General features: G+C 63.1%; 26 protein-coding genes. 8 read left to right on the forward strand and 18 right to left on the reverse strand.

The window, feature by feature from the left end; translation table 11 throughout:
• Positions 1-5 precede the first annotated feature (5 nt).
• From NKJ40_RS08780 to NKJ40_RS08790, 3 genes are read right to left on the reverse strand one after another with little or no spacing between them, the layout of a single operon-like run.
• Positions 6-467 carry a cupin domain-containing protein gene (locus NKJ40_RS08780; protein WP_352465741.1) on the reverse strand — a complete coding sequence of 154 codons (462 nt, stop codon included), beginning with the start codon at positions 465-467 and terminating at the stop codon, positions 6-8.
• A gap of 10 nt (positions 468-477) precedes the next feature.
• The gene (locus NKJ40_RS08785; protein ID WP_352465742.1) at positions 478-786 is read right to left on the reverse strand and encodes a DUF1244 domain-containing protein; all 309 of its coding nucleotides are present in this window, start codon (positions 784-786) and stop codon (positions 478-480) included.
• Positions 787-813: 27 nt separating this feature from the next.
• On the reverse strand, positions 814-1,611 hold the full coding sequence (locus NKJ40_RS08790) for an N-formylglutamate amidohydrolase (RefSeq protein ID WP_352465743.1): 798 nt from the start codon (positions 1,609-1,611) through the stop codon (positions 814-816).
• Between the two features lie 285 nt (positions 1,612-1,896).
• Here NKJ40_RS08790 and NKJ40_RS08795 point away from each other — a divergent pair, with 285 nt between their 5' ends.
• From NKJ40_RS08795 to NKJ40_RS08805, 3 genes are all read left to right on the forward strand, one after another.
• Positions 1,897-2,343: a DUF1036 domain-containing protein gene (locus NKJ40_RS08795; RefSeq protein WP_502903696.1), complete on the forward strand. Its 447-nt coding sequence runs from the start codon at positions 1,897-1,899 to the stop codon at positions 2,341-2,343.
• Entirely contained in the window at positions 2,340-3,770 is a 1,431-nt protein-coding gene (gene pyk, locus NKJ40_RS08800) for a pyruvate kinase (RefSeq protein ID WP_352465744.1), read from the forward strand. Before NKJ40_RS08795 ends, pyk begins: the two co-directional genes overlap by 4 nt.
• A 215-nt stretch (positions 3,771-3,985) precedes the next feature.
• On the forward strand, positions 3,986-5,053 hold the full coding sequence (locus NKJ40_RS08805) for an NAD(P)H-dependent flavin oxidoreductase (protein WP_352465745.1): 1,068 nt from the start codon (positions 3,986-3,988) through the stop codon (positions 5,051-5,053).
• A gap of 41 nt (positions 5,054-5,094) precedes the next feature.
• Here the strand turns inward: NKJ40_RS08805 and NKJ40_RS08810 are convergent, their stop codons facing one another.
• Complete coding sequence (locus NKJ40_RS08810) at positions 5,095-5,694, reverse strand: tetratricopeptide repeat protein (protein WP_352465746.1); 600 nt, start codon at positions 5,692-5,694, stop codon at positions 5,095-5,097.
• Positions 5,695-5,789: 95 nt separating this feature from the next.
• Positions 5,790-5,915: a type B 50S ribosomal protein L36 gene (gene ykgO / locus NKJ40_RS08815; protein ID WP_006327841.1), complete on the reverse strand. Its 126-nt coding sequence runs from the start codon at positions 5,913-5,915 to the stop codon at positions 5,790-5,792.
• A 249-nt stretch (positions 5,916-6,164) separates the two neighbouring features.
• Here ykgO and NKJ40_RS08820 point away from each other — a divergent pair, with 249 nt between their 5' ends.
• Positions 6,165-6,587, forward strand: a complete 423-nt coding sequence (locus NKJ40_RS08820; RefSeq protein WP_352465747.1) for a lysozyme inhibitor LprI family protein — start codon at positions 6,165-6,167, stop codon at positions 6,585-6,587.
• 71 nt (positions 6,588-6,658) lie between these two features.
• On the opposite strand, the gene NKJ40_RS08825 is transcribed toward NKJ40_RS08820, so the two are convergent.
• From NKJ40_RS08825 to NKJ40_RS08880, 12 genes are all read right to left on the reverse strand, one after another.
• On the reverse strand, positions 6,659-7,735 hold the full coding sequence (locus tag NKJ40_RS08825) for a 5-(carboxyamino)imidazole ribonucleotide synthase (RefSeq protein ID WP_352465748.1): 1,077 nt from the start codon (positions 7,733-7,735) through the stop codon (positions 6,659-6,661).
• Complete coding sequence (purE, locus tag NKJ40_RS08830) at positions 7,732-8,229, reverse strand: 5-(carboxyamino)imidazole ribonucleotide mutase (RefSeq protein ID WP_352465749.1); 498 nt, start codon at positions 8,227-8,229, stop codon at positions 7,732-7,734. The genes NKJ40_RS08825 and purE overlap by 4 nt, the downstream gene beginning before the upstream one ends.
• A gap of 122 nt (positions 8,230-8,351) precedes the next feature.
• Positions 8,352-9,185 (reverse strand): anti-sigma factor family protein, encoded by an 834-nt coding sequence (locus tag NKJ40_RS08835; protein WP_352465750.1) that lies wholly within the window; start codon positions 9,183-9,185, stop codon positions 8,352-8,354.
• Positions 9,182-9,742 (reverse strand): sigma-70 family RNA polymerase sigma factor, encoded by a 561-nt coding sequence (locus NKJ40_RS08840; protein WP_352465751.1) that lies wholly within the window; start codon positions 9,740-9,742, stop codon positions 9,182-9,184. Before NKJ40_RS08840 ends, NKJ40_RS08835 begins: the two co-directional genes overlap by 4 nt.
• A gap of 25 nt (positions 9,743-9,767) precedes the next feature.
• Complete coding sequence (locus NKJ40_RS08845; protein ID WP_352465752.1) at positions 9,768-10,115, reverse strand: cupredoxin domain-containing protein; 348 nt, start codon at positions 10,113-10,115, stop codon at positions 9,768-9,770.
• Positions 10,116-10,126: 11 nt separating this feature from the next.
• Complete coding sequence (locus tag NKJ40_RS08850; RefSeq protein ID WP_352465753.1) at positions 10,127-11,074, reverse strand: metallophosphoesterase family protein; 948 nt, start codon at positions 11,072-11,074, stop codon at positions 10,127-10,129.
• Between the two features lie 166 nt (positions 11,075-11,240).
• Complete coding sequence (locus NKJ40_RS08855) at positions 11,241-12,446, reverse strand: aminotransferase class V-fold PLP-dependent enzyme (RefSeq protein ID WP_352465754.1); 1,206 nt, start codon at positions 12,444-12,446, stop codon at positions 11,241-11,243.
• A gap of 26 nt (positions 12,447-12,472) precedes the next feature.
• Positions 12,473-12,934, reverse strand: a complete 462-nt coding sequence (locus tag NKJ40_RS08860) for a RidA family protein (RefSeq protein WP_292655697.1) — start codon at positions 12,932-12,934, stop codon at positions 12,473-12,475.
• 34 nt (positions 12,935-12,968) lie between these two features.
• The gene (locus NKJ40_RS08865) at positions 12,969-13,763 is read right to left on the reverse strand and encodes an amino acid ABC transporter ATP-binding protein (protein ID WP_352465755.1); all 795 of its coding nucleotides are present in this window, start codon (positions 13,761-13,763) and stop codon (positions 12,969-12,971) included.
• Between the two features lie 4 nt (positions 13,764-13,767).
• Positions 13,768-14,418, reverse strand: coding sequence for an amino acid ABC transporter permease (locus NKJ40_RS08870; protein WP_292655692.1), 651 nt, complete (start codon positions 14,416-14,418; stop codon positions 13,768-13,770).
• 1 nt (position 14,419) lies between these two features.
• The gene (locus tag NKJ40_RS08875; RefSeq protein WP_352465756.1) at positions 14,420-15,085 is read right to left on the reverse strand and encodes an amino acid ABC transporter permease; all 666 of its coding nucleotides are present in this window, start codon (positions 15,083-15,085) and stop codon (positions 14,420-14,422) included.
• Positions 15,086-15,153: 68 nt separating this feature from the next.
• A complete protein-coding gene (locus NKJ40_RS08880) occupies positions 15,154-16,035 on the reverse strand; it encodes a transporter substrate-binding protein (RefSeq protein WP_352465757.1) in 882 nt (293 codons plus the stop codon).
• 127 nt (positions 16,036-16,162) lie between these two features.
• Between NKJ40_RS08880 and NKJ40_RS08885 the strand changes: the two genes are divergently transcribed.
• Entirely contained in the window at positions 16,163-16,966 is an 804-nt protein-coding gene (locus NKJ40_RS08885; protein ID WP_292655683.1) for an IclR family transcriptional regulator, read from the forward strand.
• Positions 16,967-17,017: 51 nt separating this feature from the next.
• Here the strand turns inward: NKJ40_RS08885 and NKJ40_RS08890 are convergent, their stop codons facing one another.
• Positions 17,018-17,221, reverse strand: coding sequence for a YdcH family protein (locus NKJ40_RS08890; RefSeq protein ID WP_352465789.1), 204 nt, complete (start codon positions 17,219-17,221; stop codon positions 17,018-17,020).
• A gap of 240 nt (positions 17,222-17,461) precedes the next feature.
• On the opposite strand from NKJ40_RS08890, the gene NKJ40_RS08895 reads away from it, so the two are divergent.
• The 3 genes from NKJ40_RS08895 (at position 17,462) to NKJ40_RS08905 (ending at position 19,953) form a co-directional block, all read left to right on the forward strand.
• Positions 17,462-17,641, forward strand: coding sequence for a YdcH family protein (locus NKJ40_RS08895; protein WP_023678481.1), 180 nt, complete (start codon positions 17,462-17,464; stop codon positions 17,639-17,641).
• Positions 17,642-17,840: 199 nt separating this feature from the next.
• Positions 17,841-19,094, forward strand: coding sequence for a flavodoxin-dependent (E)-4-hydroxy-3-methylbut-2-enyl-diphosphate synthase (ispG, locus tag NKJ40_RS08900; RefSeq protein ID WP_352465758.1), 1,254 nt, complete (start codon positions 17,841-17,843; stop codon positions 19,092-19,094).
• A gap of 4 nt (positions 19,095-19,098) precedes the next feature.
• A complete protein-coding gene (locus tag NKJ40_RS08905; protein WP_352465759.1) occupies positions 19,099-19,953 on the forward strand; it encodes a lytic transglycosylase domain-containing protein in 855 nt (284 codons plus the stop codon).
• The last annotated feature ends 71 nt before the right edge of the window (positions 19,954-20,024 follow it).

Consider the following 20,024-nt stretch of genomic DNA (forward strand, 5'->3'; position numbering starts at 1 on the left):
AATCCCTACGGCTCGGGATAAGGTACGCCATCCTTGTGCAAAAAGTGGCCGTCGGCGTTGGTGCTCATCATGTCGATGTCGGAGCAGGTGGTGACGTCGTCGGGCCGGCGCGAACCGACTTCGAGATAGATCGCCATCGCGCCCGATTTGTTGATCATGTGATGGCCATTGCCTGAGCCTTTCGGAAAGGCCGCGCAGTCACCGGCGCGCAGCACCGTCTCGCCGGCATCTTCGACGAGCGTCAGCTCGCCTTCGAGCACGTAGACGAATTCGTCTTCGTGCGAATGCCAGTGGCGCTGGCTCGACCAGTTGCCCGGCGGCAGGCGCATGAGATTGATGCCGAAGTCGGTGAGCCCGCCGGCGTTGCCCAGCCGCTGCCGCACGCGTTCGGCACAAGGTGCATCGAACGGCGGTGGATAGGATGAGCCCTTGCGTCCGGGCACGTCGGCAACGTCGATCTTAGGCACGGCGTCCTCCCTAGTGATCCCTAGGGCGTCTTGCCTCGAACTCGGCCTTCTTGGCGTCGGAGGCTTCGACCTGATTCAGTGCCTGCCACTCGGCATAGGGCATGCCGTAGATGATCTCGCGCGACCGTTCCTTGCTGAGTTCGACACCTTCGGCTTGCGCCGCATCGCGGTACCAGTTGGACAGGCAGTTGCGGCAGAAGCCGGCGAGGTTCATCAGGTCGATGTTCTGTACGTCGGAACGCTCGCGCAGATGCGCGACCAGCCGGCGGAAGGCAGCGGCTTCGAAATCGCACTTTTGTTCGTCGCTGAGTTCGGTCATGTCCTGTTGGCCTCCCTTGGGCCTCCATCATACCGGCCCGGTGCGCGAGCCGAATATTTTCACCGCATGTATATCGGCACGTCGATCTATCGCGTCAACGATCGGCGCCAGCCGTTCGGCCCAGGCGAGGGCACCCTTCCGGTCGGCGATCAGGTCCTGGCGGATCTCGAGCAGCGCATGGGCAAAGCCGTTGACGATGGCGTGCCTGAACATGGTATCGCCGCGCAGTGCGCCGTCATAGGGTTCGTTATCGCCGACGATGAGGCTGTTGTCCTCGGAGAGCATGTCGATCAGCGGCCGTGCCACGCGGTCGTCGATGTCCCACAATATGCCGACGTGCCACGGCCGCACGAATCCCTGCATGGTCGGTGTGAAGGAATGCACCGAAAAGATGAAGGGTGCCTGCGCGGATGCTTGCGCCACTGAGGCGATCATGGCGCCAACAGCATCATGATAGGGGCGGTAAAAGCGGTCCAGCCGTCTTTCGCGCTCCTCCGGCGCCATGGGATAATTTCCCGGGATGACGGTGCCGTCATAGAGCTGGCGAATCAGCGTTGGATCGTCTTCGCCGCGATTGGGGTCGATCAGCAGTCGCGAAAAATTGGCAAGCACCGCCGGAACGCCGAGCAGACTTGCGAGTTCGCGGGTTACAGTCTCGACGCCGATGTCGTAGGCGATGTGGCGGTCGAACTCCGCCGCCGGCAGGCCGAGGCTGCCATACTCGTCCGGCAGGTCGCGGCGGGCGTGATCGGCCAGAAGTACCATGCCGCGCTTGCGGTCGCCTTCGACGATGTCGAAAGGCGCGAAAACTGTGGATCGGGTCATTGGCGGGAAAGGTCTGTTCGCTGGCTTCCGGGGAGGGTGGTATGTCATTCCATGAAGAGAACGCTCGCGCAATGCCGTTGTTTGGCCACGGTTTCTGCCAAAAAACTGAGCAGGGGCGACCGCAAGCGCGCCAGAGCCTTCTAAATCGATTGGAATTGGACAGATCGGCGCGTTGACATGCGTACGGACTTTTCCGAAAAGGGGCGTTGAGAGATGCACATGTGGTTCTTGAGGGGTTTCAGGATGGGTTTCGCCGGCAGGCTGCGTGTGCGCCATGCCTTGGCCATGCCGCTCCTGATACTGGCCATGGGCCTTTTCGCGGTGATTTCGGCCTCGCCGGCACGGGCCGATTTCCGCGTCTGCAATGCCACGCAGAACCTGGTCGGCGTCGGCATCGGCTATCGCGCCAAGGCCGGTTGGATTACCGAAGGCTGGTGGCACATCGAAGGATCGAGCTGCAAGACGCTGATCGAGGGACCGTTGTCATCAAGATTTTACTATCTTTATGCAGAAGACGCCGAGCGCGGCGGACGCTGGGATGGCCCGATCAACATGTGCGTGGCCGAAAAAGAGTTCAAGATCGCCGGCGTTACCGATTGCGTCGCCCGGGGCTTTCAGCGCGCCGGATTCCAGGAATATGACACGGGCGAGCAGGCAAGCTGGATGGTCCAGCTGACTGACGAGCCAGCAACGGATGGCGCTCCAGCCGCCCCGGGAACAAACAGTCAATGAGACGCAGCCGCAAGGTCAAGATCCTCGCCACCATCGGTCCGGCCTCCTCGTCCGAGGAGATGCTGAAGAAGCTGTTCGAAGCCGGCGCCGACGTGTTCCGCATCAATATGAGCCACACCGACCATGAATTGATGCGGACGCTCGTCGGCCGCATTCGTGCCGTCGAGGAGGCGGTCGGCCGGCCGATCGGCGTTCTCGCCGACCTGCAAGGGCCAAAGCTGCGCGTCGGCAAGTTCGCCAACGGCAAAGAGGTGCTGATCGTCGGTCAGACCCTCACGCTAGACGACAATCCCGAGCCCGGCAATTCGACGAGGGTATACCTGCCGCATCCCGAAATCCTGCGTTCGGTCGAGGCTGGTCATCGCCTGCTGATCGACGACGGCAAGCTCGAGCTCAAGGCGGTCAGCAGCAACGGCAAGGCGATCGTCTGCACCGTCGTCGCCGGCACGACCATTTCCGACAAGAAGGGCGTCAGCCTGCCCGACACCGACCTGCCGGTCGGCGCGCTGACGGAAAAGGACCGCCGGGATCTCGACGCGGTTCTGGCGACCGGCGTCGACTGGGTGGCGCTGTCCTTCGTGCAGCGGCCAGAGGACCTGGCCGAAGCGCGCAAGATCGCACGCGGCCGGGCGCTTATCATGGCCAAGATCGAAAAGCCACAGGCCGTCGCCCGGCTGGCCGAGATCATCGAGCTTTCGGATGCGCTGATGGTCGCCCGCGGCGATCTCGGCGTCGAGATGCCGCTCGAAGCCGTGCCAGGCATCCAGAAGCAGATCACCCGCGCCGCGCGCCGTGCCGGCAAGCCGGTGGTGGTCGCCACGCAGATGCTGGAATCGATGATCACCGCGCCGGTGCCGACCCGTGCGGAGGTCTCGGACGTGTCGATCGCGGTGTTTGAAGGCGCCGATGCGATCATGCTTTCGGCAGAGTCCGCCGCCGGCGCCTATCCGGTCGAGGCGGTGGCGATGATGGACCGGATCGCCACCAAGGTCGAAACCGACCCGACCTATGCTGGAATTATCAATGCGCAGCGCTCGGAACCGGAAGCGACCGGAGCCGACGCGATCTCGCTCGCCGCCCGCGAAATAGCCGAGACGCTGAAGCTGTCGGCGATCATCACCTATACCGCGTCCGGCACGACCGGCCTGCGCGCCGCGCGCGAGCGGCCGCAAGTGCCGATCGTGGCGCTGTCGCCGATCCTCAACACGGCGCGGCGGCTGTCGCTGTTGTGGGGCACGCATTGCGTCGTTTCCCCCGATGCCAGCGACCTCGACGACATGGTCGACCGCGCCTGCCGCATCGCCTTCGACGAAGGTTTCGGCAAGCCGGGCGACCGCGTCATCATCACCGCCGGCGTGCCGCTGAGGACGCCGGGATCGACCAACATGCTGCGCATCGCTTATGTCGGATCGGAAGTCGGCCGCTAATGTCGGCGGCGGCTGCCGGATGGGCCGGCTGCATGGCGCGTCGTAAACGCGGCGCCAGCCCGGCGCATCGACGGCAGTTGGGTTAGGATCGACGCCGAACGCCGCCAGCTTGCATCAGCCTGTGGCCGGCCGTGAAGCGGTTCGAAGGCCCTATCCGACTTGAGCTGGAAGTCAGTTAAGGTAATCTCTCCTGGGAGAAAGAGGAGGGTGATCCAATGTGGATGCGCACTGATCTTCTGGAACTCCTCGGCATTGAGCACCCGATAATCCAGGCGCCGATGAGCGGCATCGCCACGCCGGAACTCGCGGCGGCAGTCAGCAATGCCGGGGCGCTTGGCTCGCTCGGATGCGGCATTCTGCCTGCGGCAGCTATCCGCGAGCAGCTCGTGGTGACGCAGCACGCCACCAATCGTCCGATCAACGTCAACTTCTTTGCGCACCCGGCGCCGATACACGATGATGCGGCAGCCCAAAGTATGCGCGACCGCCTTCGCGGCTGCTATGAGGAGGTCGGCCTCGGACCGATGCCCGAAGCGGGGGAGCCATTCCCCACCTTCGATCGTGAGCGTCTCGAAATTGTGCTCGAACTGCGCCCCAAGGTGGTCAGCTTTCACTTCGGCCTGCCCGACCCCGCATTTGTGCAGCAGTTGAAGGCCGCCGGCTGTATTGTCTTGTGTTCGGCTACCACTGTCTCGGAAGCGCGCCAGCTTGAGGCAGGAGGGGTGGACGCCATTATCGCCCAGGGATACGAAGCGGGTGGGCATCGCGGCACATTCACTGGCGACCCTGCTATCGGCACAGCCGGCACTATGGCCCTCGTGCCGCAGATTGTTGATGCCGTGCGGGTGCCTGTAATTGCCGCCGGCGGTATCTTCGACGGTCGCGGCATTGCTGCCAGCTTTGCACTTGGTGCATCTGGCGTGCAGATCGGCACGGCTTTCCTGGCCTGTCCTGAAGCCAATGTGCAGCCAGTCTATCGCGTGGCATTGCGCTCGGCCAACGACGAGAGCACGTCGGTGACTCGCTGCTTCACTGGCCGCCCAGCGCGCGTGGTGCGCAACCGGTTTGTGATGGAAATGGCTGGTGAGGAAGATGCTGCGCTGGCGTTTCCGCTACAGGCGAGTCTGGTCATGCCGCTTTCAATGGCAAAAGATGAAAGCAAGCGGGCTGACTTCTTGCCCATTTGGGCCGGGCAGGGCGTTGCGAAGCTGCGGGAGATGCCGGCGGCCGCCCTTGTGGAGAAACTCGTCACGGAAGCAAGCGGCATAGAAGTAGGGGAGTAGGGGAGTAGGGGAGTAGGGGAGTAGGGGCTCCCTTACTGGTCTCAAATGCCTTCGCCGGCAAGCTCCTCGGAAAGTGCGGCGACCTGGTCCTGGGCGCTGCGCATCATTGGGTAGATGCCGAGAACGCGCTGCCAGGCTTCGAGCGCCGACTGCTTGTGGCCGGTTTCGGCCATGATCTGGGCCAGGCCCGAAAGCGCGCCGAAATGGCGTGGTTCGAGCTGCAGGGTGCGGTCGATGTCTGCCATCGACTTCCCGTAGTTCTTCATCATGAAATGAACAGTGGCGCGCCGGTTCCAGCCTTCCGCATAGGTCGGCTGCAAAGTCACCACCTGATCGAGGAAATCGAGTGCGACATCGAATTTCTGGTTTTCGATCGCCTTTTGCGACCATTGCATCATCAAGTCGATAGAGGCGCCGCCCGACTGGGACCACTCGCTGCCGATGCGTCCGGCGATGCGCTCGGCGGCCTTTTCATTGCGTTCGCGCTTGAGATCGGCAAATAGCTGATCGAGCCGCGCCTGTTTCGTCTTGACGACCGGAGGTGCTGTCGGCGGAGTTGTGGTCGGATCTTCAGCCCAAGCCGGCAGCGAGACAGCGCCGGAAACGAGGAAAGCCGTGAAAAATGCAAAAAGAATCCGCATCGCGGGAATCTAGCCCCCGACGCCGGATCGTCAAACTGAATTTAGCGTGAGAGGCGTATCATGCGCACGGAGGCACGCAGCCTCCGGTCGAAAACTCAACCTTGGCGCGCCTTGTAGCGCGGAGCGGTCTTGTTGATGATGTAGACGCGGCCCTTGCGACGAACCAGCTGGTTGTCGCGGTGACGCGCCTTCAACGCCTTGAGCGAATTCTTGATCTTCATGGTCTTGCCCGTCGGTCTGGGCCCGGTCCCGGGCCGAATTATTAAGGCGCGCCCACAGACGCGCCTTTGAACTGTGCGTGGCTCATAGACGAGGAGCGTTGCCCGTGTCAACCGCAAGTGCTTGCCGTAAGCGCGTTGTCTAAACGATACGGGCCGTTTCGTATCATCACATATCGCACTGGCGCCTTGCGGCATTGCGCGGGCTTGAGACGGCTGGAATGATGCGGTTGCCGCGAATTGGAGATCATCATGCGCCGAATTCTTGTGTCCACCTGTCTTGCCGTCCTTGCGGCAGGTTCTGTTGCCCATGCGCAGGAATGCGACCGCAACGACGACAGCCAGCAGATGATGAACATCTGCGCCGACGAGGACTACAAATCCGCCGACGTTAAGCTCAACAAGGCCTACCAGGAGCTCATCAGCGGAAGCGATGCAAACGCCAGGAAGCTGTTGCAGACGGCGCAGCGCGCCTGGATCGCCTTTCGCGACGCGGAATGCAGCTATTCCGCCGCGGACAGCGAGGGCGGCTCGATCTATCCGATGCTGGTATCGGAATGCCTGACACGGCTGACCGACGACCGCACCAAGCAGCTCACCGCCGATTCGACCTGCGCGGAAGGCGATGTGAGTTGCGCCAGTCCCGACGAGGACGAGAGCGGCGACATCCAGTAAGCGTAGGATTTAACTTTTTGTTTGAGCATGATCTTTTCCGAAAACCGGATTCCACTTTTCGGGATCATGCTCTAGCTGCGGCGGCTCACGCGCGTAAAATGGCCCATCTTGCGGCCGGGCCGCGCCTCGGCCTTGCCATAGAGGTGCAGCATCAGATCGGGCTCGGCGAGCAGCTCAGGAACGCGCCGGACATCGTCGCCGATCAGGTTTTCCATGACGCAGTCGAACTGCCGGGCGGGATTTCCCAGCGGCAGGCCGGCGACGGCGCGGATGTGCTGCTCGAATTGCGAGACGGTGCAGGCGGCCTCCGTCCAGTGGCCGGAATTGTGGACGCGCGGCGCTATCTCGTTGGCCAGCAGCGAACCGTCGGCAAGGACAAAGAATTCGACGCCGATGACGCCGACATAGTCGAGCGCTGCAAGGATCTCTGCCGCCGCCGTTTGAGCCGCAGCCGCCGTCTCGGACTTTACTTCGGCCGGCAGCGTCGAGCTGTGAAGAATACCGTTGCGATGGACATTCCACGCTGGATCGTAGGCGGCGAGCGAGCCGTCGATGCCGCGCGCAGCGATCACCGAAATCTCGAGCTCGAAGGTGACGAAGGATTCCAGGATCAACGGCACGTTGCCCATCGCCTCGCAAGTGCCGGCAAAGCCGCCTGTTTCCATGTTGCGGAAGACACGCTGGCCCTTGCCGTCATAGCCCAACCGGCGCGTCTTCAATATGCCGCTGCCGTTGAACTTTTTCAGCGCAGCCGTCAGTTCGTCGTCATTGTCGACAGGGCTGAAATCCGCGGTCGGTATGCCGATGCCGTTGAGGAATTTCTTTTCCGCCAGCCGGTCCTGCGCCACTTCGAGTGCGCGTGCCGGCGGATAGACCGGGACCATGGTGGCCAGTGCCGCGGCGGCCGCAACCGGAACGTTCTCGAATTCATAAGTAACGACGGCACTGGCCGCGGCCAGCTCGCCGAGCGCGGCCGCGTCGTCATAGGCGGCGACGATCTGCCGGTTGGCGACCTGTGCCGCCGGGCAATCCGGCTGCGGCTCCAGCACGACGATGCGGTAGCCGAGGCGGGCCGCAGCCATCGCCAGCATGCGGCCAAGCTGGCCGCCGCCGATGATGCCGATGGTCGATCCCGCCAGCAGGCTCACGGCGCGTCCGTGGGCTCGGCGGCGACCTTGGCGGTCTGCGCGGCACGCCAGCTATCCAGCCGGGCGGCGAGCTTTTCGTCGCTCAGCGCCAGCACCGCGGCAGCCAGAAGGGCGGCGTTGACAGCGCCGGCCTTGCCGATGGCCAAAGTGCCGACCGGAATGCCGGCCGGCATCTGCACGATCGAAAGCAGCGAATCCTGGCCGGACAGCGTCTTCGATTCCACCGGCACGCCGAACACCGGCAGCGGCGTCATCGCCGCCGTCATGCCGGGCAGATGCGCCGCACCGCCGGCACCGGCGATGATCACCTTGTAGCCGGCCGCCTTGGCGCCCTTGGCGAAGTCATAGAGCCGGTCGGGCGTGCGGTGGGCCGAGACGATCAGGCGCTTGTGCGGAATTCCAAGCGCCTCAAGCGTTTCGGCGGCGTGGCGCATCGTCGCCCAGTCGGACTGGCTGCCCATGATGATGGCGACGTCGGCGCGTTGATCGTTCAAGCTTCTGCTCCCCGGCAGCAAAGGCGCGCATTAGCGGAAATCGAGGGGAGCCGCAAGGATGGCCAGAAAGGGAAAGTCGCTTGTGCCGTTTCTGTCGCTACACAAATGGATAGCGGCGGTGGTTATCGGGCGGCCGCGGCTCGGAAGCGGTCGACGAAGTCGTCGAGTTCAGGCCGTTCGGTATCGGAAATCGCCCAGTAGGAAAAGGCACTGTCGCTCCAGTGGACCAGCGAGAAGCCACCGGCAGAAAGATCGACAGGTCCGGTTGTCGAGCCGGTTTCCTCAGGCGCGGCGACGAGCGTGATCAGGTGCTCGCAGTGCCTGTAGACCAGTGCCGGCACCGTCCGGTCGGCGATCACCTCGACCCGGCCGCCGAGCAATGCGAAGCCGTCATTGGCAAGATCGGGCGCCGGTGGCGACAGGCCGACCCGGGCATCGAGCCAAGGTTTTACGGTATGCCGGTCCGACGAGACGACGTCCACCGGGCTGGCGGCCAGCAGGCTGCGGCGGTGGCCGCTGGCGACTGCGGCCGCAAAGCTGTCGGGCGCCCTGCTCAGCATCATCCATTGCGTCGCGCCGCTGGCCAGCACGGCGGTAACGATGATCGACGCCGCCAGCGCGCGCCAGTCGAACGCGCCAAATCGGTGCACCGCTCTGTGCGCCGGCAGCACTCGAGCGGCGGGCGCCCGCGCCGACAGCACTTTCTCCGTACCGGCTGTCCCGATTGCAGCGATGCGAGCCTTGAAATCCTCACGGACATCGGGCCTCGGCAGCCCGCTGACGACCGTCTGCAGCGCAGCGATGCGGGCATGCTCGGCGGCGAGCGCCGGATCGGCCGCGATGCGTCGCTCGACAGCCAATGCTGCTGCTGCGTCGAGCTCGCCATCGACCAAGGCATGGATCATCAGCTCCATGCCCGCCGGGTCATCGGGCAGTCCATCGTTGTGCGCGCTCATGGCGCCCTCCCAAGTTGGGATGTCAGCAGGCCGCGCGCCCTCGCCAGCCGCGACATCACCGTGCCTAGCGGGACGCCAAGCAGCGTCGCGATCTCGCGATAGCTGAGGCCGTTGATGTCGCGCAGCACCAGCGTCTCGCGAAATTGCTGCGGCAGCGCGGTGATCGCCGCCTCAAGTGCGGCCGTGTCGGCCTTGGCGATCAGGCTTGCCTCAGGACTATCCGTATCCGGCAGGCCGGCGCCGTATGCAGCCGTCATGTCATCGAGGTCGCTCAGGTCGCCGACGGCGACGATACTGCGCGGCCGGTTGCGCGCCAGCCAGGAGTAACAGGCGTTGCGCACGATCGCCAGCAGCCAGGCGCGGGCATTGCCGCCGGCATAGCCGGCGATGCCCGCATGCGCCTTCAAACACGCCTCCTGCACCACATCCTCGGCGTCGGCGGCGTTGCCGGTCAACCAGCGGGCAAGCGCAAGCGCATCCGCGAGATGGGGCAGAACCACCTCGCGAAAGCGCTCGGCCGCGGCCTCTTGGTTCAACACCGTCGCATCGCCCGGCATCCCGGGCAGAACCTTCCGAACATCCTCACGGAGCGACGGTGATCCTGCCCTGCATGTGCGGGTGAAGCCCGCAGAAATAGGCATAGTCGCCCACTTTGGTGAAGGTGAAGGCATATGTGTCACCGGTGTCAAGCGCCGTGGAGCGAAACGAGCCATCGTTGGCGACCACCAGATGCGGGATGTCGTCGTCGTTCTCGAAGGTCACGGTAGTGCCCTGCTTTACCGTCAGCACCGCCGGTGTGAAGGCAAAGTTCTCGATCTTGACCATTGGCTGGTCTGCTGCGTTCAGTGGCATAGCAACCATTATCAGGATCGCCGCCAAACCGAACGCGACAGGGGATACGACGAAGAGGCGGGCTGGAAAGCGGATCATTGCATTTCCCCTCAGGCCAGCGTGCTGTCGATGATGGCGAGGTCCTGCCCGCCTTGCTTGACCGTCACGCTGCTTGTGCCGAGCATGCTGCGCAACTGGCCGGCAGGTACCGTCATCGGCCCGGGTGAGGCTGCGGTGCCCGGCGCCGGTTGCGGGAAAGCGGTCGAGCGCGCGGTATGAAAGGTAACGTTGCCTTCGACCTTCTGCATGATCTGGTGGATATGGCCGTTGAGTACGGTGACAGAGCCGAAGCGCTTGAGCAGGGCCAAGGCCTGCGCCGCGTCGTCGGTGCCCCAGCCCCATTCGGGATAAACAGCCCATAGCGGGATGTGGGCAAAGACGACGATTGGCGTCGAGGCGGTGACCGCCTTCAGATCATCGGCCAACCATGCCAACTGGTCGGCGCCGAGATTGCCGAGCCCGCCAGCCTTCAGGTTGACGACGTTGACCAGCCCAATGAAATGGACGCCGTTCTGGTCGAACGAATACCAGCCGGCGCCCTTGGTGCCCTTGCCGTAGCGGTCGAGATAGGCCTGGCCATTGCCGTCATCGATCAGGTCGTGCTCACCTGGCACATAATGCACGTCGAAGCCTGCGCCGCCGATGATCTGGGCAGCGTTGTCGAACTGAGCGGCCTTCGACAGATGGGTGATGTCGCCGGTGTGGATCATGAAAGCGGGCTTTTGCGGCAGCGCCTGGATCTTGCCCATGGCCTCCTTCAGCGTGTCGATAGCGTGCGGGTTGGCAGCCTTGTCGAAGCCGATGTGGCTGTCGGAGATCTGGAGGAAAGTGAAGCCGGTGGCCAAGGCCTCTGCGGCTTCCGCCGCACCGAGCAGGCTGAGCGAAACCGGCACGCCGGCCGAAATCGTCCAAAGCACTCCCGTGCCGGCCCAGATCATGCATTCCAGTGCATGACGGCGGCTGATGCCGTCAGCTTCATTGTCGTGGTGGTGGGTCATACCGGTCTCCTGCAACGCTGGAAATGGCGTCTGCTTGGGAGACCAACGGGCGGGGTGGTTTATTCCGCCCGACGCCCAAAAGGTCATTCACAGTGCCGTGATGGCGCACTGGCCCGATGCGAAGCCGGCGCTGGAGGGCACTGGCTCGACCACGCTCTGCCGATGTCTAGTCAGGCCAGCGCAACGCTCCGGCGGACTGCTTGCGAGCGGGTTTCATCGCATCCGCGGGCCGATCGGCAGCGCTCAATATAGCCCGCAGGCGTTCGGCGACGATCTCCGCCTCGCCGGCATGGAGATTGCACGGATCAAGGAAGAAGTGACCGCGCTCGACCTCGTGGTTGCGCACGATCACGGGCGGCGAACCCGCGGCGAGCGCCGAGGCGAGGCCGGCGGCGGTGAAGCGGCTTTCCGGTGCAACAAACACCTGCAGGCGGTCGAGAGGATTTCCGGTCGGATCTGGAATGATACGTGTCTCGATGCCGGGCAGGCCCTGCAATGCGCCTTGCCACAGAAGCAGTGCGGCTTCTTCCCGCTGGCGAATGCCGGCATGGTCGCGCTGTTCCCAGGCTTCCAGGGCTGCCATGGTGCCGGCAATGCTCTCCTTGCCGACCTTCATGGCGCGCGCGACGCCACGATTCTGCAGATAGGCGGCCCGCACCAGATCCTTGCGCCCGGTGACGATGCCGCTTGTCGGCCCTGAGAGAAATTTGTGCCCGCTGTAGACGACAATGTCGGCGCCGCGCGCCAGAAAGCCGCGCAAATCGTATTCCGAGGCGGCGTCGACGATCACCGGCACGCCCCTGGCGTGGCAAATCTCGCAGAACTCCTCGAGCGAGAGCATGCCGTATTGCACGGTGTGGTGCGCAACGACGTAGAGGGCTGCCGCCGTCCGGTCCCGGATCGCCTCGGCAACATGATAGTCCTGGGTGACGCTGACCGTGCCGGCAGGCACTGCCGTGGCTCCGGCAAGCCGGATCGACTGGTCGATCGGCGCGCCATAATTGACGATATGGCCAAGCTGGACGATGACCTCCGATTTGAGGCCCTCGGTATCGTCCGGCAGCCGCTCGATCGCAAGAAGGCTGGTTCCGGTCATCGCGCCGGCAATCGCCATGGTTATGCCGCTGGCGCAGCACGCGGTGATAAAGCCGGCCTCGCCGCCGGTGAGGCGTGCAATCACAGTACTTGCGGCGCGCTGCAGATCGTCCATCTCGACCCATTGCGAGGCGATTTCCGACATTGCGGCGATCGCCTCGGGAACGATGATCGAAGCGCCGAGCGCCGTCATCGTGCCGGAAACATTGATGATCGGGCGAAGGCCGAGCCGTTCGCGGATTGTCGTGTTGGAACGGTCAGCGGCATAGGTCGTCATCTCTGCAGATCCTGTTTCGAAAGCTTTCAAGCGGCGATCTCGACGACCGCCTCGATTTCAACTGTGATGTTGCCCGGCAGCGAGCCGACACCGATCGCGGAACGGGCATGTCCGCCAAGCGTATCAAAGACGGCGGCGAAAAGATCGGAACAGCCATTCACCACCTTGGGGTGCTCGCTGAATGTCGGCGTCGCATTGACAAAGCCAAGCAGCTTGACGACGCGCACGATGCGGCCGAGGTCGCCGGCCGCCGCATGCATGACGGCGAGCAGGTTCAGGCCGGTCAGACGGGCATGATCGTAGGCCTCCTCCACGCTGACATCCTCGCCGACCTTGCCGGTGCAGAGCGCGCCGTCGGCGCGCAACGGCCCCTGGCCGGAGAGGAAGATCAGCCGTCCGCTCTCGGCATAGGTGACGAAGTTGGCGATGGGCTTCGGCGGCTCGGGCAGTGTCAGGCCCAATTCCGCGAGCCGGATGTAAGGCGTCATAAAAGCTCCTTGCGACAGCTTTCGCCGTCCGATGTCAAAAATGCGAGGCGCGAAACCGCGCCAGGAAACTGCGAAGGCGTTCATTGTCGAACCCCGCCGCCAGAATCTCGGCGGGTGGTCCGACGGCGCTGACGCCGCCATCCGCCATGAAAACGATGCGGCTCGATGCGTCGCGCGCAAAAGCCATTTCATGCGTGACCATCAGCATCGTCATGCCGTCTTCGGCGAGGCTGCGCACGACCTCGAGCACCTCGCCAACCAGTTCCGGGTCGAGGGCCGAGGTTATCTCGTCGAGAAGCAATATCTTCGGCTCCATCGCCACGGCGCGGGCGATGCCGACGCGCTGCTGCTGGCCGCCGGAAAGCTCGGCCGGCAGACTGTCGGCCTTGTGGGCGAGGCCGACTCGGCCGAGCCAGTGCTCGGCAATGGTGCGGGCCTCGGCATTGCTCTTGCCGCGCACCTTGCGCAGACCAAGCATGATGTTGCCGGCCGCAGTCAAATGCGGAAACAGATTGAAGCTCTGGAACACCATTCCGGTCTCGGCTCGCATCGCCGCCAGGTCGCGCTCGCTGCGTCGCTGGTGTGTTCCCGTCTCGCGATAGCCGACCTCCTTGCCATCGATACGGATCGAGCCGCTGTCGTAGCTCTCCAGGAAGTTGACGCAGCGCAGCAGCGTGGTCTTGCCGCTGCCGGAGGGGCCGATGACCGTCACCACCTCGCCGCGTGTCACCTGCAGGCTGACGGAGCGCAGGACCTCGACGGATCCAAAGGCTTTGGAAACCTCGGTGACATCGAGAAGTGCCGGATTCTGGTGCGAGGCGTTGGACATCTTGCTATTCCCGGATGAAGGAGAAACGCCGCTCCAGGCGCCGGCTGGCCAAGGAGAGGGCGTAGTTGACGGCGAAGTAGACGAGCGCGCCGAGAATGTAGAGCGGCATCGCCTCATAGGTGCGGCCGATGACCTGGTTGATTGCCTGCATGAGGTCGGTGATGCCGAGCAGCGAGACCAGCGCGCTGCCCTTCACCGCGTCGGTGACGCCATTGATCCAGGGTGGCAGGAAGCGCCTGAACGCCTGCGGAAAAATGACGTAGGCCAGCCGCTGGCGAAAAGTCAGTCCGATCGCCATCGCCGCCTCGGACTGACCCTTGGGAATCGAGCCGACGGCGCCGCGTAAATATTCGACGACCTGTGCGGTCTTGAACAGGGTGAGGGCGAGTACGGCCGCCCAAAAGGATTCCAGATGCAGCCCCACCGCGGGCAGGCCGTAATAGACGAAGAAGATCAGCACCAGGATCGGAATGCCGCGTATGGTGTCGCTGAAGATGCGCACTGCCCAGCGCAGCGGAGCCGGACCATAGACAAGGCCGACGCCCATCAGCACGCCGGCGATGAGCGATAACACCACGACCAGCAGCGACACCCACAAGGTTACGGCAAAGCCTTCGGCGAGGAACGGCAAGGCGTAGATGATCTGGCTCAGCATGTCAGCGCGCCGCCTTGAACCGGCGCTCGACCAGTCGCAGCGCGAAAAGCAGCGCGTAGCCGGTCAACAGGTACATCGCAGTCACCACCAGATAGACCTCGACAATGCGGAACGTGTTGAAGTTGATCCACTGGGCGCCATAGGTGAGTTCGGGTACCGAGATGACCGACGCCACCGACGTATCCTTGAAGAGCGATATGAATGTGTTGGAAAGCGCCGGCAGGGTTATGCGCAGCATCGTCGGCAGGCGCACATGGAGCAGCCTTTGCCATGACGTCAGGCCGATTGCCTTGCCGGCGTCGAGCTGCCCGCGCGGCACCGCCTCAAGCCCCGAGCGAAACACCTCGACCAGGTAGGCGCCGCTGTAGAGCGACAGCGTGGCAATGAATGAGGTTTGCGCGCTGTAGGCAATGTCGACCACCGTCGGCAAGCCGTAGAAGACCAGATAGACGAGCAGGATCAGCGGCACGTTGCGGATGAACTCGACATAGCCCGCGATGATGGTCCGCACCGCACGTCCGGCCGACACGTACCAGACCGCCAGAACGAGCCCGATGACGATGCCGATCGCGATCGAGATTACGGCCAGCTCGAGGCTGAGCAGCAGTCCGCCCCAGAGCTTGTCGAAATGCCGCCAGATCAGGTTGAAGTTGAGGGTATAACCCATGCGTCCTCGTCATGGAGGGCTGTGATGAGAGAGAGGGCGGAAGGACGTTGTCCTTCCGCCTTCTTGCATCAGATGACCGGGAAACCGGGATGGCGCGCCGGCGGCTCCTGTCCGAAATAATCCTTGAACGCAGCGTCGTAGAGTGCCGTTTCATGGCCGAACATGGCGATGGTGAAGGTCTGGTTGACGAAGGTCAGCCAGTCGAGGTCGCCCTGCCGCAGCGCGGCACCATAAAGCATCGAGAACCAGCTCTTGCCGGCATCGAAGTACTTATCCGGATTGCGCGAGGCGAGCCAGCGCACCGTTGACAGATCGACCGCGGCGGCGTCGACGCGCTTCGATTCCAGTGCCTGCAGCACATTGGCCTGCGTGTCTATCTGCATTACCTGCGACTCCGGCAGGACGATATGCACGTTTGCCTCGGCATCGACGTTTTGCAGGATGGAAATCCGGGTCGCCGAACCGCCGGCAAGCAGCTTGTCGAAGGTCTTGTTTTCGGCGTTCGGAAGGGTCAGCAAGGCGATGCCTTCGACGTAGTAGGGCCTGGAGAAGTGGATCAGCTGCGAGCGCTGGGCGGTCATGGTCATGAACTGGATGGTGATGTCGACCTTGTTGGTGGTCACGTTTGGAATGCGCTGAGCCGGATCCTGCATGACGAATTCCACTTTGGTCGGATCGTCGAAAAGCCCCTTGGCGAGAATGCGACCCATGGTGATGTCCATGCCGACCAGTTCGCCGGCGTCGTTCTCGAAATGCCAGGGCGCATTGGTACTGCCGGTGCCGACGATCACCTTGCCGCGCTCGAGAACGGTGCGCAGCAGGCTGTCGGGCGCTGCCTGGGCCGCCGCTTTCCGAACGTCGACCGCGGTAGCGACGCTCATCACTCCGGCCGTTGCAAGCCCGGCCATTCCCAGTTTCAGAAATTCACGCCTTTTGGATGTGTCGTTCACGACGACCTCCTCTCGTGTTGTGTTCCCCTTTGGACCAGCAATACAGCATCGGTTGCAACTGGCATCATTGTCCCTTACAAGAGACTGCTGTACTCTGTACAAGACAGATTAACATCAGGAATCGATAATGCAAGATGGCAATGCCTTGGCCGCTCGATCGGACGTCGGTCTGGACGAGGACAAGAATTCGGGTTCCCGGGAGAAGGGCCTCAACCGGGTCCTCCAGATTCTGGAGTTTCTTCACGCGACCCAGCGCGCAATCGGCATTGGCGATCTTGCCAAGGGGGTGAACGCGCCGCGTTCGACGACCTACACGCTTGTGCGCTCACTGGTCGACGCTGGCCTGCTGGAGATGGCCGGAGACGGCAATCGGGTCTATTTCGGAAAGAAGCTTTATCTCTACGGAATGGACTATGTACGGGGCAACGACCTGCTCAGGCGGGGGCGCCAGGAAGTCGACCATTTGTCGCGCGAGACCGGCGAGACCTCGGAGTTGTGCATGCTGCAAAGCGGCCGCTACACCATCGTCCATTCAAGCCCGGGAACGAGGCCATTCAGGATCAGCTCGGCGACGGGTCTGCAAATACCGCTTCCCTGGACAGCGTCCGGGCGGCTGCTCCTCGCCGGCTTCGACAGGGCGGCGATCGAGGATATGGTCTCGGAAGACGATCTCGTACTGCCGGACGGCCGCAGGTTGCGGCTCGACGACTTCATAGCCGACATCGCCGTCGCCAAATCGGCCGGCTACTGCGTCACCTCCGGCCTTGTCGATGCCTACACAAAATGCCTGGCCGCGCCGGTCTTTTCAGCGCCGGGCAGGGTCGAGGCGACGATGTGCCTGGTGGTTCCCATCGATACCTCGACCGAAAAGACCGACGATCTGATAGCGCTGTTGCGCGAGCGCGCCGCACGGCTTTCGATCGCGGCATAGCCGCCTTTCCAGCAGGCCGGCGCCGGCGTTCGTTCAAGCAATGGCGTTCGTTCAAGCAATAATGTCTGGAATGATCTTGTCTTCCAGCGCCATCAGCCTGTCCTTCAGGAAAAGCTTCTTTTTCTTCATGCGCTGGATCTGCAGCGGGTCGCAATTCACGGCGATCATCGCGTTGATGGCCGCGTCGAAATCGGCGTGTTCCTGCTTCAGCCGGGAATATTCGAGGCGGATATCTGCCTGTTCCTGATCGGACATCTTTACCGTCTGCACGTCTGCGGCGCCCAAACTATGGGCCTGATTGGGCGGGACCGGGGGTCTTCTTGCACCGGCGCGCAGCCCATACCACATTTCATATTGTCGTGGAATGCTACCACGCAGCATTCGACATCGGTGCTCGATGGTGGCAAACTGTCATTATGCCGTCACAGAAGCGAGCCTGCGGTGGACGTACCTTGGCGGCTGCAATCGAGGAAACCATGAAAGGGAGAACCAATCATGTCTCTTGCATCCCATCTTGATGAGCTGCAGCGGAAACACGGCGACATCGAACGGGAAATCGACGATGCGATGACCCATCCATCGGTAGACGACCTCGAAATCGTGAATCTCAAGCGGCGCAAGCTGGCGCTCAAGGACGAGATTGAAAAACTGAAGGCGAAACCGACGACGCACTGAAGCCCTTCCAGGACTAGCAGCGCCGCCCGGCGCGCGATCTTTCCGGTGGCATCGCTATGCTGCCGGAAACACTCGTGGATTTGCGGCAGCTGCCGTCTTGTCATTACCGATTTGCTAGGCCTGCGCGCCAGTCGCCATTGACAAGCCATCTTTGCTCCTCCACCTCATGCCCGGACCTTCAAGATCAAAGGCAGCCGGCATGACCGGATATTTTTCCTCACCCTTCCCACGCCGCAGGTCGGTCGGTGTCGATGTCGGCGGCGTGATGGTCGGTGGCGGCGCGCCGGTCGTCGTTCAGTCGATGACCAACACCGACACGGCCGATGTCGACCAGACGGTCGCGCAGGTGGCGGCGCTGCATCGCGCCGGCTCCGAGATCGTGCGCATAACCGTCGATCGCGACGAAAGCGCTGCCGCCGTACCGGCCATCCGCGAGCGGCTGGAACGGCTCGGCATCGACGTGCCGCTGGTCGGCGATTTCCATTATATCGGCCACAAGCTCCTGGCCGATCATCCGGCCTGCGCCGAGGCACTGGCCAAATACCGCATCAACCCAGGCAATGTCGGCTTCAAGGACAAGAAAGACCGGCAGTTCGCGGCGATCGTCGAGATGGCGATCCGATACGACAAACCGGTGCGTATCGGCGTCAATTGGGGTTCGCTCGACCAGGAGCTGCTAACCCGGCTAATGGACGACAACCAGGCCCAGGGCTTTCCGCTGACCGCACAGGAAGTGACGCGCGAGGCAATCGTGCAGTCGGCGATCCTGTCGGCCGAAATGGCCGAAGAGATTGGCCTTGCCCGCGAGAAAATCATCCTATCGGCCAAAGTCAGCGGCGTGCAGGATCTGATCGCCGTCTACACCGAGCTTGCCACCCGTTCCGACCATGCGCTGCACCTCGGCCTGACGGAGGCGGGCATGGGCTCGAAAGGCATCGTCGCCTCGTCCGCGGCCATAGGCATCCTGCTCCAGCAAGGCATCGGCGACACCATCCGCATCTCGCTGACGCCGGAGCCGAACGGCGACCGCACGCGCGAGGTGCAGGTGTCGCAAGAACTGCTGCAAACCATGGGCTTCCGGCAGTTCGTGCCGATCGTCGCCGCCTGCCCGGGCTGCGGCCGCACGACCTCGACCGTGTTCCAGGAGCTTGCCCAGAACATCCAGGCCGACCTGCGCAAGAACATGCCGGTGTGGCGCGAACAATATCCCGGCGTCGAGAACCTCAAAGTCGCGGTGATGGGTTGCATCGTCAACGGTCCGGGCGAATCCAAACATGCCGATATCGGCATTTCGCTGCCCGGCACCGGCGAGACGCCGACCGCCCCGGTTTTCGTCGACGGCAAGAAGGCGGCGACGCTGCGCGGCCCGTCGATCGCCGCGGATTTCGAGAAAATGGTTTCCGACTACATCGAACGGCGATTTGGGCAACACGGCAAAGCCGCGGCGGAGTAGTTCTATGCGGCGTTTGCTTGGGGCGACGCTGGTTGTCATTTGCGGGCTGGGCTGGGCGACAGCCGTCCAGGCCGATCCGCCGCGGCCCGCCAAGCAGAAGCTGATCGATCGAGTTTGCGATCTTATCGAGACGCATGCCGACCAGAACGGCCTGCCCAGGGATTTCTTTGCTCGGCTGATCTGGAAGGAAAGCCGTTTCGATCCCAATGCGGTCAGCCCCGTCGGCGCGGAGGGTATCGCCCAATTCATGCCGGGTACCGCCAAGATGCGCGGGCTCGCCAATTCCTTCGACATCGAACAGGCGATCCCGGCCTCGGCAAAATACCTCGCCGAAATGAAATCCGGTTTCGGCAATCTCGGCCTCGCCGCCGCAGCCTACAATGCCGGCGAGAACCGGGTGACGCGCTGGCTGAATTCCGGCGGATTCCTCCCGATGGAGACCGAAAGCTACGTTTTGGACGTCATGGGCGAGCCGGCCGACAAGTTCACCGATGCCGCGTATGCCGGCGTCATCCGGCCGCTCGACAAGAAGGCGAGTTTCGCTGCCGCTTGCCGCGAGCTGCCGGTGATCATGTCCAGAACCGTGCCGATGTCGTCGATCAACATCAAGCCGTGGGGCGTGCAGGTGGCCGGCAATTTCCGTCGCGCCGCGGCGCTCAATCAGTGGAGCAACGTGAAGCGCCGGTTTCCAGCCTTGCTCAGCGGTCGCGATCCGGTGGTCAGCCGGGTGCGCACACCGATTGGCAGGCGCGGCATCTATGCGGTGCGGATCGGCGCCGACACCAAAGCCAGGGCCGACGATATTTGCCAGAAACTGCACAGCGTGGGCGGCGCGTGCATCGTGGTCCGCAATCGATAAGCCACAAGTCGGTGCGTTTCGCGTCGTTGCTGCCCATCTCGCTCCCCGCGGGCACTTCGTCCTCGACACGT

Origin of the sequence: Mesorhizobium sp. M0119, assembly GCF_040322615.1 — a bacterium.
Taxonomy (GTDB): domain Bacteria; phylum Pseudomonadota; class Alphaproteobacteria; order Rhizobiales; family Rhizobiaceae; genus Mesorhizobium.

Coding starts and splice junctions, on each gene's coding strand:
- NKJ40_RS08785 (WP_352465742.1), bottom strand. CDS start 786: ATGACCGAACTCAGCGACGAACAAAAGTGCGATTTCGAAGCCGCTGCC.
- NKJ40_RS08790 (WP_352465743.1), bottom strand. CDS start 1,611: ATGACCCGATCCACAGTTTTCGCGCCTTTCGACATCGTCGAAGGCGAC.
- NKJ40_RS08795 (WP_502903696.1), top strand. CDS start 1,897: ATGCCGCTCCTGATACTGGCCATGGGCCTTTTCGCGGTGATTTCGGCC.
- pyk (WP_352465744.1), top strand. CDS start 2,340: ATGAGACGCAGCCGCAAGGTCAAGATCCTCGCCACCATCGGTCCGGCC.
- NKJ40_RS08805 (WP_352465745.1), top strand. CDS start 3,986: ATGTGGATGCGCACTGATCTTCTGGAACTCCTCGGCATTGAGCACCCG.
- NKJ40_RS08810 (WP_352465746.1), bottom strand. CDS start 5,694: ATGCGGATTCTTTTTGCATTTTTCACGGCTTTCCTCGTTTCCGGCGCT.
- ykgO (WP_006327841.1), bottom strand. CDS start 5,915: ATGAAGATCAAGAATTCGCTCAAGGCGTTGAAGGCGCGTCACCGCGAC.
- NKJ40_RS08820 (WP_352465747.1), top strand. CDS start 6,165: ATGCGCCGAATTCTTGTGTCCACCTGTCTTGCCGTCCTTGCGGCAGGT.
- NKJ40_RS08835 (WP_352465750.1), bottom strand. CDS start 9,185: ATGAGCGCGCACAACGATGGACTGCCCGATGACCCGGCGGGCATGGAG.
- NKJ40_RS08840 (WP_352465751.1), bottom strand. CDS start 9,742: ATGCCGGGCGATGCGACGGTGTTGAACCAAGAGGCCGCGGCCGAGCGC.
- NKJ40_RS08845 (WP_352465752.1), bottom strand. CDS start 10,115: ATGATCCGCTTTCCAGCCCGCCTCTTCGTCGTATCCCCTGTCGCGTTC.
- NKJ40_RS08850 (WP_352465753.1), bottom strand. CDS start 11,074: ATGACCCACCACCACGACAATGAAGCTGACGGCATCAGCCGCCGTCAT.
- NKJ40_RS08855 (WP_352465754.1), bottom strand. CDS start 12,446: ATGACGACCTATGCCGCTGACCGTTCCAACACGACAATCCGCGAACGG.
- NKJ40_RS08860 (WP_292655697.1), bottom strand. CDS start 12,934: ATGACGCCTTACATCCGGCTCGCGGAATTGGGCCTGACACTGCCCGAG.
- NKJ40_RS08865 (WP_352465755.1), bottom strand. CDS start 13,763: ATGTCCAACGCCTCGCACCAGAATCCGGCACTTCTCGATGTCACCGAG.
- NKJ40_RS08870 (WP_292655692.1), bottom strand. CDS start 14,418: ATGCTGAGCCAGATCATCTACGCCTTGCCGTTCCTCGCCGAAGGCTTT.
- NKJ40_RS08875 (WP_352465756.1), bottom strand. CDS start 15,085: ATGGGTTATACCCTCAACTTCAACCTGATCTGGCGGCATTTCGACAAG.
- NKJ40_RS08885 (WP_292655683.1), top strand. CDS start 16,163: ATGCAAGATGGCAATGCCTTGGCCGCTCGATCGGACGTCGGTCTGGAC.
- NKJ40_RS08890 (WP_352465789.1), bottom strand. CDS start 17,221: ATGTCCGATCAGGAACAGGCAGATATCCGCCTCGAATATTCCCGGCTG.
- NKJ40_RS08895 (WP_023678481.1), top strand. CDS start 17,462: ATGTCTCTTGCATCCCATCTTGATGAGCTGCAGCGGAAACACGGCGAC.
- ispG (WP_352465758.1), top strand. CDS start 17,841: ATGACCGGATATTTTTCCTCACCCTTCCCACGCCGCAGGTCGGTCGGT.
- NKJ40_RS08905 (WP_352465759.1), top strand. CDS start 19,099: ATGCGGCGTTTGCTTGGGGCGACGCTGGTTGTCATTTGCGGGCTGGGC.